This is a genomic window from Pseudohaliea sp. (assembly GCF_054552115.1).
Genome location: NZ_JBTOLW010000002.1, coordinates 161,104 through 174,628 on the forward strand (window position 1 = coordinate 161,104; position 13,525 = coordinate 174,628).

Annotated in this window: 15 protein-coding genes and 1 other RNA gene; 4 read left to right on the plus strand and 12 right to left on the minus strand. The window is 69.5% G+C overall.

What is annotated here, in order from left to right:
* Positions 1 to 6 precede the first annotated feature (6 nt).
* A complete protein-coding gene (locus ACX93N_RS01995) occupies positions 7 to 492 on the minus strand; it encodes a hypothetical protein (protein WP_459426710.1) in 486 nt (161 codons plus the stop codon).
* A 115-nt stretch (positions 493 to 607) separates the two neighbouring features.
* Here ACX93N_RS01995 and ACX93N_RS02000 point away from each other — a divergent pair, with 115 nt between their 5' ends.
* Positions 608 to 1,054 (plus strand): universal stress protein, encoded by a 447-nt coding sequence (locus ACX93N_RS02000; protein ID WP_459426711.1) that lies wholly within the window; start codon positions 608 to 610, stop codon positions 1,052 to 1,054.
* Here the strand turns inward: ACX93N_RS02000 and ACX93N_RS02005 are convergent.
* The gene (locus tag ACX93N_RS02005; RefSeq protein WP_459426712.1) at positions 1,051 to 1,302 is read right to left on the minus strand and encodes a glutaredoxin family protein; all 252 of its coding nucleotides are present in this window, start codon (positions 1,300 to 1,302) and stop codon (positions 1,051 to 1,053) included. The genes ACX93N_RS02000 and ACX93N_RS02005 overlap by 4 nt on opposite strands.
* A 53-nt stretch (positions 1,303 to 1,355) precedes the next feature.
* Between ACX93N_RS02005 and ACX93N_RS02010 the strand changes: the two genes are divergently transcribed.
* Complete coding sequence (locus ACX93N_RS02010) at positions 1,356 to 2,141, plus strand: TrmH family RNA methyltransferase (protein ID WP_459426713.1); 786 nt, start codon at positions 1,356 to 1,358, stop codon at positions 2,139 to 2,141.
* A 1-nt stretch (position 2,142) separates the two neighbouring features.
* Here ACX93N_RS02010 and ACX93N_RS02015 read toward each other — a convergent pair whose 3' ends face one another.
* From ACX93N_RS02015 to ffs, 10 genes are all read right to left on the minus strand, one after another.
* On the minus strand, positions 2,143 to 3,318 hold the full coding sequence (locus ACX93N_RS02015; protein WP_459426714.1) for a vWA domain-containing protein: 1,176 nt from the start codon (positions 3,316 to 3,318) through the stop codon (positions 2,143 to 2,145).
* A gap of 17 nt (positions 3,319 to 3,335) precedes the next feature.
* The gene (locus tag ACX93N_RS02020; protein WP_459426715.1) at positions 3,336 to 4,181 is read right to left on the minus strand and encodes an AAA family ATPase; all 846 of its coding nucleotides are present in this window, start codon (positions 4,179 to 4,181) and stop codon (positions 3,336 to 3,338) included.
* 55 nt (positions 4,182 to 4,236) lie between these two features.
* A complete protein-coding gene (locus tag ACX93N_RS02025) occupies positions 4,237 to 4,584 on the minus strand; it encodes a hypothetical protein (protein WP_459426716.1) in 348 nt (115 codons plus the stop codon).
* Positions 4,568 to 5,041 carry a YcgN family cysteine cluster protein gene (locus tag ACX93N_RS02030; protein ID WP_459426717.1) on the minus strand — a complete coding sequence of 158 codons (474 nt, stop codon included), beginning with the start codon at positions 5,039 to 5,041 and terminating at the stop codon, positions 4,568 to 4,570. Before ACX93N_RS02030 ends, ACX93N_RS02025 begins: the two co-directional genes overlap by 17 nt.
* Positions 5,038 to 5,301, minus strand: coding sequence for a YcgL domain-containing protein (locus ACX93N_RS02035; protein WP_459426718.1), 264 nt, complete (start codon positions 5,299 to 5,301; stop codon positions 5,038 to 5,040). Before ACX93N_RS02035 ends, ACX93N_RS02030 begins: the two co-directional genes overlap by 4 nt.
* Entirely contained in the window at positions 5,298 to 6,413 is a 1,116-nt protein-coding gene (gene rnd / locus ACX93N_RS02040) for a ribonuclease D (protein WP_459426719.1), read from the minus strand. Before rnd ends, ACX93N_RS02035 begins: the two co-directional genes overlap by 4 nt.
* Positions 6,413 to 7,012 carry a recombination mediator RecR gene (gene recR, locus ACX93N_RS02045; protein WP_459426720.1) on the minus strand — a complete coding sequence of 200 codons (600 nt, stop codon included), beginning with the start codon at positions 7,010 to 7,012 and terminating at the stop codon, positions 6,413 to 6,415. The genes rnd and recR overlap by 1 nt, the downstream gene beginning before the upstream one ends.
* A 4-nt stretch (positions 7,013 to 7,016) precedes the next feature.
* A complete protein-coding gene (locus tag ACX93N_RS02050; protein ID WP_459426721.1) occupies positions 7,017 to 7,343 on the minus strand; it encodes a YbaB/EbfC family nucleoid-associated protein in 327 nt (108 codons plus the stop codon).
* A complete protein-coding gene (gene dnaX / locus ACX93N_RS02055; protein WP_459426722.1) occupies positions 7,343 to 9,160 on the minus strand; it encodes a DNA polymerase III subunit gamma/tau in 1,818 nt (605 codons plus the stop codon). Before dnaX ends, ACX93N_RS02050 begins: the two co-directional genes overlap by 1 nt.
* A 105-nt stretch (positions 9,161 to 9,265) precedes the next feature.
* Positions 9,266 to 9,362: signal recognition particle sRNA small type (ffs, locus tag ACX93N_RS02060), an RNA gene on the minus strand.
* Between the two features lie 165 nt (positions 9,363 to 9,527).
* Here ffs and ACX93N_RS02065 point away from each other — a divergent pair.
* Both ACX93N_RS02065 and msrB read left to right on the plus strand, forming a co-directional pair.
* Entirely contained in the window at positions 9,528 to 12,869 is a 3,342-nt protein-coding gene (locus ACX93N_RS02065; RefSeq protein WP_459426723.1) for a mechanosensitive ion channel domain-containing protein, read from the plus strand.
* Positions 12,870 to 12,891: 22 nt separating this feature from the next.
* Entirely contained in the window at positions 12,892 to 13,434 is a 543-nt protein-coding gene (gene msrB / locus ACX93N_RS02070) for a peptide-methionine (R)-S-oxide reductase MsrB (protein ID WP_459426724.1), read from the plus strand.
* Positions 13,435 to 13,525 lie beyond the last annotated feature (91 nt).

Here is a 13,525-nt window from a genome sequence, read left to right on the forward strand (position 1 = left end):
AGTGCTTCAGGGGTCAAGGGAAGCACCCCGCGGCGAACCGGCCTCAGCGTCCCGCCAGGCGGCAAGGGCATCGGCGATCGCGTCCACCCCCTCGGGGCCCCCGGACTCGTGCCAGTAGACCCCGCAGCTTGCCTCGTCGATGCTCGCGGCCAGCGCCCACTCGGGCAGCGAGGCCACGGCCGCCGGCGGCCCATCCCGGCCTTCGCTGGCGCGCCAGCCGCCGCGCTCACGCCACCAGGCGCGGGCCCTGCGCGCGGCGCCGCGGGACGGTGGCAGGCGCAACCCGTAGTACAGTACCTGCCGCTCACTCGCCGGCAGACGCTCCCGCCGCGATCGCGGCAGCGGCAGGTCCCGGAACTCCACGTACAGGCCGGCGAGCGCGGCGCGCTCACGCAGGGCGGCCTGGCTGCGCTGCCGCGGTGAAGGCCGGAAATGCCACAGCGGCGCGAGCGCGAGGACGACCACCAGCAGGATCAGCAGCGTTGCCTTCACGGGCGATGATTCAGGTCAAGGGCCACGGGGAAACTTTCCTACTCGCATTGCCGGGCGCCCACGGTATGGTATAAAGCCGGTCAAGCGCCAGCAGCCCGCGACAGGAGATAACGCCATGGCCAACTATACCCGCATCCTCACGGCAGTGGATCTCAGCGAAGACTCGGACGAGGTGGCCGAGCGGGCCCGGGCCATCGCGACGAACAACGGCGCCGAATTGCACCTCATCCACGTCATCGAGCCGCTGTCCTTCGCCTACGGCGGCGATATCCCCATGGATTTCTCCGGGATCCAGGACGAGATCCACCAGCAGGCCAGCGCGCAGCTCGAGAAATTCGGTGAGAAGCACGCCATCCCGCAGTCTTCCCGCCACGTCGTGCTCGGCCAGCCCGAGGTGGAGATCCACGCCATGGCCGAAGAGCTCGACGCCGACCTCATCGTGGTCGGCAGCCATGGCCGCTACGGCCTCGCCCTGCTGATGGGCTCCACGGCCAACGGCGTGCTTCACGGCGCCAGCTGCGATGTACTTGCCGTGCGAGTGGGGCAGCAGAAGAAGCGCTAGGCGAGCCCCTCCCGGCACAGCACCCGGTGCAGGTCGTCGGCCGTGAAAGGCCAGCCGAGTTCCTCGCCGCTGGCGAAGCGCAGCACGGGGATCCGCTCGCCATAGCGCTCGAAGAGCGCGTCATCATCGCTGATATCCACCACCTCCCAGGCGAGCCCGGGGGCGATCGCCCGGACCTCCTCGAGCAGGCCCTCCGCGAGCTCGCAGAGATGGCAGGCGGCCGTGCTGTAGAGAACGGGCTGGACCATGGGTGCGTTTCCACCGGGCGCAATCGGCGGCGCAGCATAGCACGGCCGGCCCCGTGAGCGCTTACCGGGAAAAGCGCCGCCACTACCGCGGTGTGCTGACGGTCTACGGGCGCAAACCGGTGCTCGAGGCGCTGGCAGACCCGGGGCTCGCCTGCGAGCGCCTGCACGTGGCGACGAGCAACCGCCGCGAGCCGACCCTGGAACGCATTCTCGACCTCGCTGCCGGGAGGCAGCTGGAGACCCGTGAACACAGCCGCGAGGCCCTCGCCCGCATTTCCCGCAACGGCCGCCAGGACCAGGGGGTCGCCCTCGATATCCGCTGCCCGCGCTTTGCCGAGCTTGGCGAGGGCCTCGCAGCGCTGGCGCCGCAGCCAGCGGTGCGGCTCCTCGCGCTGGACGGGGTCACCAACCCGCAGAATGCCGGCATGGCCATCCGCAGTGCCCGCGCCGGGGGCATCGACGGCATCCTCTATGCCGACAGGGGCAATCCCGCCCTCGGTCCGCTGGTCATCAAGGGTAGCGCCGGCACGCTCTACGGCGCGCCGCTGCTGCGCTGCGCCACGGTTGCCGAGGGCGCCATGGCGTGTCGCGAGGCCGGCTACGCCGTCTACACGCTGCAGGCCGGCGCGGCGCGGGATCTGTTCAGCGCGGCGCTCGCACCGCGGGCACTCTTCGTGCTGGGGGGCGAAAGCGAGGGCATCTCGGCATCCGTGGAGGCCCTGGCCAGCGAGGCCCTCGCCGTCCCCATGGCCGAGGGGGTGGAGTCACTGAACGTGGCAGTGACCGCAGCGCTGGTGGCCTATGCGCCGCGCCTCGACCGGGGCGTGCCGGGGCACTGAATCAGCGCGACAGGAAGCTCATGCCCTCTTCCAGCCCGTGCAGCGTGAGCGGGTACATGTGCCCCTCCATGAGCTGGTGCGTCATGGCGATGGACTGGGTGTACTCCCACTCGGCCTCGGGTACCGGGTTGATCCAGATGCACTTCTCGTAGGTCTCGCGGAGCCGGCGAAGCCAGACCTCGCCCGCCTCCTCGTTCCAGTGCTCGACGGAGCCGCCGGGCTGGACAATTTCGTAGGGAGACATCGAGGCGTCGCCCACGATGACGACCTTGTAGTCGTGACCGTACTTGTGGAGCACGTCCGGCAGCGGCGTGCGCTCGTGGTGCCGGCGTATGTTGTTCTTCCACACGCTCTCGTAGAGGAAGTTGTGAAAGTAGAAGTTCTCCATGTGCTTGAACTCGGTGCGGGCCGCGGAGAACAGCTCTTCGCAGACCTTCACGTGCGGGTCCATGGAGCCGCCGACGTCAAAGAAGAGCAGCACCTTCACCGCGTTGTGCCGCTCCGGCACCATGCGGATGTCCAGCAGCCCGGCATTGCGCGCCGTGGAGCGGATCGTATCATCGAGGTCCAGTTCTTCCGCGGAGCCGGTGCGCGCGAACTTGCGCAGCCGGCGCAGGGCCAGCTTGATATTGCGCGTGCCCAGCTCGACGGAATCGTCGAGGTTGCGGAAGTCCCGCTTGTCCCAGACCTTGACCGCGCGCCGGTTGCCGCCGTTCGGCCCCACGCGGATGCCCTCCGGATGATAGCCCTGCTGCCCGAAGGGCGAGGTGCCGCCGGTGCCGATCCACTTGTTGCCGCCCTCGTGGCGCTCCTTCTGCTCCTCAAGGCGTTTCTTGAACTCCTCAATGAGCTTCTCGAGACCGCCGAGGGACTCGATCTTCGCCTTGTCTTCCTCGGAGAGCTGCTTCATGAACTCATTGCGCAGCCAATCGTCCGGTATCATGGCCTCGATAACGTCGTCGAGCCCCTCGAGGTCACGGAAATGCGCGCCGAAGGCCTTGTCGAAGCGATCGAAGTACTTCTCGTCCTTCACCAGGCAGGCGCGGCTGAAGTAGTAGAACTGGTCGACGCTGCCCACCACCAGGTGACGCCTGAGCCCCTCGAGGAGGTCGAGAAGCTCGCGCGTGGTCACCGGGATGCCCGCGTCGCGCAGGCCGTGGAAGAAGTTGATCAGCATCGGGCCGGCCTCTCGGGCTAGCGGGATTCCCGCCGGTGCATGAAGGCGAGACGCTCGAGGAGGTGCACGTCCTGCTCGTTCTTGAGCAGGGCGCCGTAGAGCGGCGGAATCGCCTTCGAGTGGTCCCGCTCGCGCAGGATCTCGTCGGGAATATCGTCGGCCATGAGCAGCTTCAGCCAGTCGATGAGCTCCGAGGTGGACGGCTTCTTCTTCAGACCCGGCACGGCCCGCAGGTCGAAGAAGATCTCCAGCGCTTCCTGCACCAGCGTCCTGGCGATACCCGGGTAGTGCACATCGATGATCTCGCGCATCGTGTCCCGGTCAGGGAAATTGATGAAATGGAAGAAGCAGCGGCGAAGGAAGGCATCCGGCAGCTCCTTCTCGTTGTTGCTGGTGATGATGATGATCGGCCGGTGCTTCGCCTTCACCGTCTCGCCGGTCTCGTAGACGAAGAACTCCATCCGGTCGAGTTCCTGCAGCAGGTCGTTCGGGAACTCGATGTCCGCCTTGTCGATCTCGTCGATGAGCAGTACCGCCTGTTCCTCGGAGACGAAAGCGTCCCAGAGCTTGCCGCGCTTGATGTAGTTGGCGATATCGTAGACTTTCTCGTCGCCGAGTTGGGAATCGCGCAGCCGGGAGACGGCATCGTACTCGTAAAGGCCCTGCTGGGCCTTAGTGGTCGACTTGATGTGCCACTGGATAAGCGGCTTGCCGAGCCCCTGGGCGACCTCCTCCGCGAGCATGGTCTTGCCGGTGCCGGGCTCGCCCTTGATGAGGAGCGGGCGCTGCAGCTCGACGGCGGCGTTCACCGCCATGCGCAGGTCGTCGGTAGCGACGTAGCGATCCGTGCCTTCGAATTTCATCGGCTGTTGTCCTGGTGGGGAAAGCGGTGAAGGGTAACGACAGCCCCCGGGCGAATCAAGGCGCCGCGGCGGCCCCGGCGCGCCGTCGACGCAGAAGCAGGCCGAGGCCTAGCCCGGGCACCTGCGCGACCAGGAGCGCCAGGGCAAGGGGTCTGAGCGCGTGCATGGCGGCCTCCACGCCGGCAGTGCCAAGCTGAAAGGCAGCGACCACCAGCGCCGGGGCCAGCGTTTCCATGCCCGGCTCCGGGTAGGCCGGCAGGAGCAGCAGGGCGGCCCCGCTGCAGCAGAGCCAGCTGGCCAGCAGCGGCCGGCTCCGCAACCAGCAGGCGAGGAGCAACAGCGCCAGCCCCCCGGCGGCCAGGTAGCTGGCCATGGCCAGCAGGTAGCTACCGGTAGTCAGCATGGGAGCAGTCCTCATCGACCCAGGTCACGATGTGTTCCTCGTAGTCATCCTCCGCTACGGCGGTTTCGCAGAGTACCCGCCCGCGCACGGAGACACCGGCGCGGTGCACGCTCTCCGGGTCCCCGGTGCGCAGCGGGTGCCAGGCGGGCAGCGGCAGGCCGCGGGCCCGGCGCCGGTAGGCGCAGCTCGGCGGCAGCCAGTCCCAGGCCACGGCCCTCGCGGCGTCCAGGGTGGCGCAGTCGGGCACCCGGGCATGGCGCTGCGCGTAGTCCCGGCAGCGGCAGCGCTCCGCGTCAAGCAGGCGGCAGTGGACCCGGGTGGCAAACTGCTCACCCGTTTCTTCCTCTTCCAGCCGGTGCAGGCAGCAGCGGCCGCAACCGTCGCAGAGCTGCTCCCATTGCGCCGCATCGAGGGCCTCCAGGGGCAGCCGGTCCCACCAGGGCAGTTGGGCGGTCACGGCGAGGGCTCCGGCGCCACGCCCGGCCGGGGCGGCAGCTGCAGGTAGTAGCCCTGCGCGTCCAGCGCCGCGAGCACCGTGGCAGCATCGGCGCGGGCCAGGCGGCGCTCCGGAGTGAGCACCAGGTTCAGGGCGAGCTCGGGCGTGCCGAAACCGGCAAGGAGCCCCTCCGGGAGTTCCTCGAGGGGGCGGTCGCGATCGACGAACAGGTACATGCCCTCCCTCCTCGGGCTGCGGTAGACGGCGCAGAGGCGCTTCACAGCGCGCCCTCCGCGAGCGCCGCGCGCAGCGGCTCGATCGCCAGCGCCCGGCGCCAGCCCTGCCAGCTCGCCGGTTCGCTGATCCTGTCCCCCCGCGCCTCGCGCAACAGCAGTTCCAGGTCCCGGCCGGCCAGCAGCATTTCCGGAGCCACCGCGGCGGCCGCGGCAATGGTGCGCACGCGGGCTTTCAGCGCCTTGAGCCGCCGGCGCTCCTCGCTGTCGAGGGGCGGCGGCAACGGCGGCGGCAGGGCCTCCTCGGGCAGGGACCGGGCCCCGGCGACGCAGTCGAGCAGAGCGGCACCGCAGCGCCGGCGTACGGCCGGCGGAATCTCCCCCGCCGCGGCCAGTGCCGGGGGGTTCGACGGCATCGCCCGGGCAATGGCCAGGCAGAGCTTGTCATCCAGGATCCAGCTCCGCGGCTTGTCCCGGCTCGCGGCCTCCTCCTCCCGCCACGCGCAGAGACGCTCGAGCGCGGCGAGCTGCCGCCGGTCGAGCTTCCAGGCGGACTTCACCCGCAGGTGGTAGGCGGGATTGCGGCTGCCGGCGCCGGCACAGGCGACCTCTCCCTCCTCCAGGATCCACGGCAGCTTGCCTGCCACCTCCGCGTCAGCGTGCAGCCGCGCGTAGAGCGGCAGCAGATACGCCACGTCGAGCGCGGCGTAGCGGCACTGGGACTCGCTGAGGGGGCGTCGCAGCCAGTCCGAGCGGGTCTCCCCCTTGTCGAGCGTAATACCGAAAGCCTGTTCCACGACGCCGCGGTAGCCGAGGCCGAAACCCTGGTCGAGGAGGCCTGCGGCGCGCTGCGTATCGAAGAGCGGCCGCGGCAATGCGCCCAGCCAGTGATCGAAGACCTCGAGATCCTCGCTCGCCGAGTGCAGGACCTTGGTGATGGCCGGATTCTCGAACAGCGCCACGAGCGGGGCGGTATCCTCGAGTGCCAGCGGATCCACGAGCCAGGCGTGGTCCGTGAAGCACAGCTGGAGCAGGGCCACCTGCGGAAAGAAGGTGTTGCGCCGCATGAATTCCGTGTCCACGGCCACCGCAGGGGCGTCCCGGTGCTCTGCGAGGAGCACCTCGAAGGCCTCCTGGCTGGCGACGAGGGTCCATTCCATCAGCGGCTCGCCGGCTGGCGTCCGGAAAAAGCGTGCGAAAGCGTGTTGCCATCGACGTACTCGAGTTCACCGCCGAGGGGCACACCGTGAGCGATGCGGGACATGCGCACCCCGTCGGCGGCAAGCAGGTCCGTGAGGTACCAGGCGGTGGCCTCGCCCTCGGCCGTGGGGTTGGTCGCCAGGATCACCTCCTCGATACCCTGCTCCTGCACCAGGGCCTGCAACCGGTCCAGGCCGATGTCCTCCGGTCCGATACCGTCGATCGGCGACAGGTGGCCCATGAGCACGAAATAGCGCCCGCGGTAGCCCCCCGCCTGCTCGATGGCGAGCACGTCCGCCGGGGTTTCCACCACGCACAGGACCGCGGCTTCACGGCGCGGGTCCTCGCAGATCGCGCACACCGCAGCTTCCGTCAGGTTGCGGCAGCGCTGACAGCGGCCGACACGTTCGGCAGCCTCGCCGAGGGCGACGGCGAGGGCATGTGCCCCTTCCCGGTCGCGCTCCAGGAGATGCAGGGCCATGCGCTGCGCCGATTTCGGGCCGACACCCGGCAGACAGCGCAAGGCATCGACAAGGGCCTCGAGGGCGGGACTGAACACGGCGTCAGAAGGGCAGCTTCATGCCCGGGGGCAGGTCCATGCCGCCCGTCACTTCGGCCATGGCCTCGCGATTTGCCGCCTCGACCTTGCGCACCGCATCGTTCACCGCGGCCGCGAGGAGGTCCTCCAGCACCGATTTCTCTTCGCCCAGCACGCTGTCGTCGATGGTCACCCGGCGCACGTCGTGGCGCCCGCTCATGATGACCTGCACGAGGCCGGCCCCGGCCTCGCCGGTGACCTCGCGCTCGGCAGCGGCTTCCTGCGCTTCCTGCATGGCTGCCTGCATCTTCTGCGCCTGTTTCATCAGGTCGCCGATTCCGCCCTTGAACATCAGTGTTCTCCTGTTGCGGCGGCGTCTCGCGCCACCTCTACCGATTCCTCCTCGAGGGTACCAGCAAAGCGCTCGAGAAGGCTGCCGAGCCGGGGGTCTTCCCGCAGCCGCGCCACGGCTTTCGCGTGGGCTTCCCGGCGCAGCCGCACCTCGCGCTGCGCCGGGGTTTCCGCCGAAAGTTCCCCGGGCTCGATGGCGACGGACCAGCCGTCGTCTCCCAGCACGCGGCGCAGGGCCGCGGTGATGCGCTCGCTGTGGCGCGCATTGAACAGGTTGGCCTGCTCACGATCAAGCACCAGGGACACGGCCGTCCCCGCGCAGGCCCGCCACTCGCAGTTGCGGGCAATGACCCGCGTACTGCCGGTGAGCTCGAGCCGCTCGACGAGCTGGTGCCAGGGCGGCAGCGAGGACGGCCCGGTCGCGGCGCCCGGAGCCGGCGGGGAGGCTGGCTCTGGCTCTGGCTCTGGCTCTGGCCCAGGCGCCGGCTCCGCCGGGGACGCCGGCGCGGGGGCCGGCGAGGGAGCGGAGCCGCCGTCGGGACCAGGCGCCGGTGCCGGGGCTGCGGGCCCCGCCGCGCTTACCGGTGCCGCTCGCCCTGCGGGCGCCAGGGCTGAAGCATTGCCCCCCGCGGCGGGCACCGCCGGGGCCCGCCGCCGTTCAGGCTTTTTTCCCGGTGAGCCGACCTCGCCGGCGGCAGCCTGCGGAGCACTTTCCCCGTCCACGGGGAGCGCCGGGGCCGGACGGAACGCGAGCATGCGCAGCAGCACCATGTCGAAGCCCGCCCGCGGGTCCACCGCCAGCGGCAGGTCGCGGCGCCCGTTGAGAGCGATCTGGTAGCAGAGCTGCACGTCCTCTGCGGTGAACCGCGCCGCCAGCCCGCGAAGCCGCTCGACGTCACCCATCTCCGGGTCCAGTGCGTCGGGAACGGCCTGCGCCACGGCGAGCCGGTGCAGCACCGCGAGCAGCGTTTCCAGGGCGGCGGCGAAGTCCAGGGCCTGCGCCTCCATGGCCGCGGCCACGGCAAGCAGGCCCCCTGCGTCGTCGGCGGCGAGGGCGTCGAGAAGCTGGAAGACATGGTCCCGGTCCACGGTGCCCAGCATGTCGCGCACCTCGGCCTCGACGAGACGGCCGCCGCCGAAGGCGATGGCCTGATCCGTAAGGCTCAGGGCATCGCGCATGCTGCCGGCAGCGGCATGGCCGAGCAGCCAGAGTGCGGGCTCCTCGAACGCGACCCCCTCGGCGCCGAGGACGTGACGCAGATGCTCGACTACCTGTCCCGCCGGCATGTTCTTCAGGTTGAATTGCAGGCAGCGGGACAGGACCGTGGCCGGCAACTTCTGCGGGTCCGTCGTGGCGAGCAGGAACTTCACGTGCGGCGGCGGCTCCTCGAGAGTCTTCAGGAGCGCGTTGAAACTGTGCTGGGAGAGCATGTGTACCTCGTCGATGAGGTACACCTTGTAGCGGCTGCGCGTGGGCGCGTACTGGACATTCTCGAGCAGTTCCCGGGTGTCATCCACGCGCGTCCGGGAAGCCGCATCGACCTCGAGCAGGTCGACGCTGCGACCCTCGGCGATCTCCAGGCAGGCGCTGCATTCACCGCAGGGCCGGGAGCTGACCCCCTGCTCGCAGTTCAGGCACTTCGCGAGAATCCGGGCAACGGTGGTCTTGCCCACGCCACGGGTGCCGGTAAACAGGTAGGCGTGGTGCAGCTGGTCACGGTCCAGGGCGTTGCCGAGGGCACGCAGCACATGCTCCTGGCCCACCATCTGATCGAAGCTGGCCGGGCGCCATTTGCGGGCGAGGACCTGGTAAGACATGCCGGCGCGGGACGCTCCTCCGTGGTCAAGAGCCAAGCATACCCCAGCGGGGGCGGCGGCAGAACCGGACCGGCGCGGGGTTGGCGGGGAAGCCAATGGAGGCGGCCCGGACAGCCACACCCCGGCACCCGAATCAGCAGCTACCGTTGCTCCCTTCCAGGCCTGGCGGGGTTCACTGCCTGTCGTTGCGGGGGGACCGCCCGGACCACCACGACCCCTTGGCGGGGGCCGCCATTGTCCCGGAAAGCGGCCCCCGCCGCAAACGATTCCACAGCGCCATCGCCCGTCGCGGGCTGTGCTAACCTCTCAACAAGCCGGCGCCTGCGCAGCGGGCGCCCCCGACACAGCCGACCACAGCGAGACATCCGTGACCCGACCGCGCCCGACGACTCGGCAGGAGCTTCCGGCCTTCCATGCCGTCCCCGGCCGCCCCGCCATGATCCTGGCCCTGCTATTGGCCGCCCTCCTCGCCAGCACCCCGCTCCCTGCCCAGGAGGCGCCGGCCGTCTCCCGCGGCAGCCTGGGCACGCTGGAAACGGCCGTCCGCGAAGATACGGGGCTGACGGACGAGGAGCGCGCGCCGCTACTCCTGGAGATCCAGCAGGCGACCCAGGACCTCACACAGGCCGAGAGCTACCGGCAGCAGGCAGAGACCTACCGCCAGGCCATGGAGAACAGCGCGAGCGAGGTGGACCACTACAATGAGCTCGTGCAGGAGATGGAGGAATCCGCCCCGACGGTGGCGGAGCGGCTCGGCCAGGCGCCGGACCTCGAGGGTATCGAGGCTGAACTGGACGTGGTCGAGGCGCGTCGGCAGAGCCTCGCCGACCAGCGGACGGCTGCGCTGAACGCCCTGGCCGAGCGCACGGCGGGCGACAACGACCAGCAGCAGCGGCTGGCCTCGGTCACTGCGGAGCTTGAGGACGCCGGAACGATGCCTGCCGCCGACGACTCGCTGAAAGCGCAGGTGGCCGCCGCGGCCGGCGCCGCGAGACGCCAGCGGCTGCAGGCCGAGGCAGAGATGCTCAGGCTGCGCCTGCGCGGCGCCCCGGCTCTCAACGCCATCCGCACGGCGAAGGTCGCCTGGCTCGACGCCTCCCTGGCGCACGCCGATGCGCTGCTGGCGGCACTTCGCGAGGCCGCGGCGAGCACCCGCCAGTCCGCCGCCGCCCGGCGCACGGAGGAGCTGCGCCGCCTCGTAGCGCCGATCGCCGGGGAGCGGCCCGGGGTACAGGCATTCCTGGAGGAGACGCTCAAGCTCGTCGGCGACCGGCAGCGCCTGGCGGATGCACAGGCGGAGGCACGGGGCGACAGCGCGACGATCCGGGAATTCGATGAATACATCGAGGAGGACTACAGCCTGACCCAGCGCCGCCTGGAGGTTGCCGGGCTGGAGGGAAAGCTCGGTGAGGTCATGATGAGCCGCCTCGCCAGCCTGCCGGACACGCGGGCCATCCAGGCCGGCATCGTGGCCCGGAACGACGAGCTGGCCGCTGTCTCCGTCAACACCATCGAGACAGACGAGGCGCTGCGCCAGAGCGCCCAGCGCGGCGCCTACCTGCGCGAGCGTTTCCCGGATCTCGAGGCCTGGCCGCGGGAGGAGCGTCGCATCCTCGAACAGCTCTACGAACAGCGCCGCGACCTGCTCCGGGAAAAGCTCGAGGCGCAGAACGGGCTGCTCCGCCTTCTCGTAGACATTAACCAGGCCGCAGCCGAGCTCATCAAGGCAACGGAGAACTACGAGGCCTTCCTGACCGGGAACCTCCTGTGGATCCGCAACTACCGCTTCCTCGATCCCCGGGAACTCCTGGAGCAGACCCTCGCCCTCATAGACCCGGCGCCGGCGGTGGCCCTGGCGGTCCACTGGCAGCGGCTGCTTCGCGACCCGCCGCTGCTCATCGGGCTGGCAGCCCTCGCCCTGCTCCTCGCCAACCGGCGGCGCATCATCGCTGCGCAGCAGGCCCTCCTCGGCGTGCCGATCCGGCCGCGGGAAGAAAGTCCACGCAAGGTTGCCATCGGCATTGCCCTCGGGGTCGCGCGCAGCGCCATGCTGCCCCTCGCCCTGCTACTGCTTGCCTGGGCAACATCCCTGACGACCGCCGGCAGTGCTACCAGCGAAGGTCTTGCCCGCGGACTCGGCGCGACTGCGGCACTGCTGTTCGGGCTCTATCTCGCCCTGAGCGTGACCGCCCGGGTGGGAACGGGGCGCCGTCTGCTCAAGTGGAACAACCAGAAAACCGATGCCCTGCGCCGGGATCTGCCCTGGCTGACAATAGTGCTGCCCATTGCCACCGGTCTCAGCACCTTTGCCCGCACCGGCTGGAGCGAGGAAAGCGGCGGCCCCCTCGCGGCCCTGGCGACCTTCACCATCGCCCTGGCGGGGGTCGCGTACGGCGCCCGGCTCCTCCGCTCCGGCCAGCTCGCCGGCGACGGCCTGGGCAGGTTCCTGCTGCGCCTATCGGTGCTGATCGCCGCAGCCATCGCGATGATGCACCTGACCGGGCAGCTCTTTGCCGCCCACCTCTACCTGCGTGCCCTGGGCTGGTCCGTGGCGGCGGTCGCGCTGATTCTTTTCATTACCAACGTCCTCCAGCGCATCATCCTCATCTACCGCAGCCGCCTCGAACGGCGCCAGCGGGAGGAACTACGCGCCCGGGCCGAGGCCGAAGCGGGCGACGAGGGCGAGCGCGATGCACAGATCTCGGAGCGCGACATCGACGCCGTCGCCTCGCTGTCTGATGCGCAGAGCCGGTTGCTGGGGACGCTGCGACTGGCGGCCCTGGCCACGCTGCTGTGGTTCATCTGGTCACCCGCCCTGCCGGCGATCTCGCTGCTCGAGGAAGTCACCCTCTGGTCGACGGTGGACCCGGGGCTGCCCGCGGGCGAACTGCGCGGCGTCTCCCTGGCCACGATGATCATCGCCGCCCTCGTGGTGGCCATCACCGCTCTGCTCACGAAGCACATTCCACCGCTCGTGCAGGTCCTGCTCATGGAGTACGGCAGCGCCTCTGCCGGAGCGCGCTACGCCATCGGTATGCTGCTGCAATACGTGATCATCGGCCTGGGCGCGTCTGTCAGCCTGGGACTCGTCGGCTTTGCCTGGTCCAAGGTGCAGTGGCTGGTTGCCGCCCTCGGTGTCGGTATCGGGTTCGGCCTGCAGGAAATCGTTGCCAACTTCATCAGCGGCATCATCCTGCTCTTCGAGCGGCCGATCCGGGTCGGTGACATCATCAGCGTCAGTGGCTACGACGGCACCGTGGTCAACATCAGCGCCCGCGCGACGGTCATCGAGACCTTCGAAGGCAAGGAACTGCTCATCCCGAACAAGGACCTGATCACGGGCGTAGTGAACAACTGGTCCCTCACCAGCCCCAAGCTGCGCATCGTCATCCCGGTGGGCGTCGCCTATGGCAGCGACGTCCGCAAGGCCATGCGCATCCTTCTCGATGTCGCCCGGGACGACCCGGCGGTGCTCGCCGATCCGGAGCCCATGGCCACCTTCGAGGACTTCGGCGACAACGCGCTCACGCTGTGGCTGCGCTGCTACGCCGAAAGCGACTACGTCAAACGCTGGACGGAGCTGCGCACGGAGATCTACGACCGGCTCAGCAAGGCGGGAATCGGCATCGCCTTCCCGCAGCGCGACGTGCACCTGGACGCGGCTGAACCGATTCCGGTCCAGCTGGTCGAAAGACCCGTAAGCAGGTGAAGCTGACAGCGGAGGAGCAAAGGTGCAGCGACGAACGATTCTCAAGGCCGCGGGCGCCCTCGCGGCCGTCTCCATCGGCACCAGCGAAGCAAAGGAGCACTCCATGGAACTGGCGACCCTGCACGCCGACTGGCGCAATTACCTGCCGGGGGATTTCGATCCGCCCGGCGCTGACGACAGCCTGGAGCTGGACAGCGCCGCCTGGCGTGAGCGCCTCGAGCCGGCCGCCTTCGACGTGCTGCGCAGGGAGGCGACGGAACGCGCCGGCACGAGCCCGCTCAACGACGAAAAGCGCCGCGGTGTCTTCGTCTGTGCCGGCTGTGACCTGCCGCTGTTCACATCGGCAATGAAGTTCGACTCCGGCACCGGCTGGCCCAGCTTCTTCACGCACATCCCCGGTGCCTTCGAGACGAAAAAGGACTTCAAGCTGATCTGGCCGCGCACGGAGTACCACTGTGCACGCTGCGGCGGGCATCACGGCCACGTGTTCAACGACGGGCCGCCACCGACCGGCGAGCGCTGGTGCAACAACGGGGTCGCGCTCCGCTTCCTGGCGGCGGACTGAGCGGACGCGCTCCCGATCGACGCTGGGGGTCAATGCCGTCCTCGTCATCACCGCGCTGCTGCTCGCCGCAGGCGGCCTGAGACGGCGCGGG

What these genes read in the sequence shown, in the direction of transcription:
- ACX93N_RS02000 (WP_459426711.1), top strand. Translation starts at nt 608, where the DNA reads ATGGCCAACTATACCCGCATCCTCACGGCAGTGGATCTCAGCGAAGAC.
- ACX93N_RS02005 (WP_459426712.1), bottom strand. Translation starts at nt 1,302, where the DNA reads ATGGTCCAGCCCGTTCTCTACAGCACGGCCGCCTGCCATCTCTGCGAG.
- ACX93N_RS02015 (WP_459426714.1), bottom strand. Translation starts at nt 3,318, where the DNA reads ATGCTGATCAACTTCTTCCACGGCCTGCGCGACGCGGGCATCCCGGTG.
- ACX93N_RS02020 (WP_459426715.1), bottom strand. Translation starts at nt 4,181, where the DNA reads ATGAAATTCGAAGGCACGGATCGCTACGTCGCTACCGACGACCTGCGC.
- ACX93N_RS02025 (WP_459426716.1), bottom strand. Translation starts at nt 4,584, where the DNA reads ATGCTGACTACCGGTAGCTACCTGCTGGCCATGGCCAGCTACCTGGCC.
- rnd (WP_459426719.1), bottom strand. Translation starts at nt 6,413, where the DNA reads ATGGAATGGACCCTCGTCGCCAGCCAGGAGGCCTTCGAGGTGCTCCTC.
- ACX93N_RS02050 (WP_459426721.1), bottom strand. Translation starts at nt 7,343, where the DNA reads ATGTTCAAGGGCGGAATCGGCGACCTGATGAAACAGGCGCAGAAGATG.
- dnaX (WP_459426722.1), bottom strand. Translation starts at nt 9,160, where the DNA reads ATGTCTTACCAGGTCCTCGCCCGCAAATGGCGCCCGGCCAGCTTCGAT.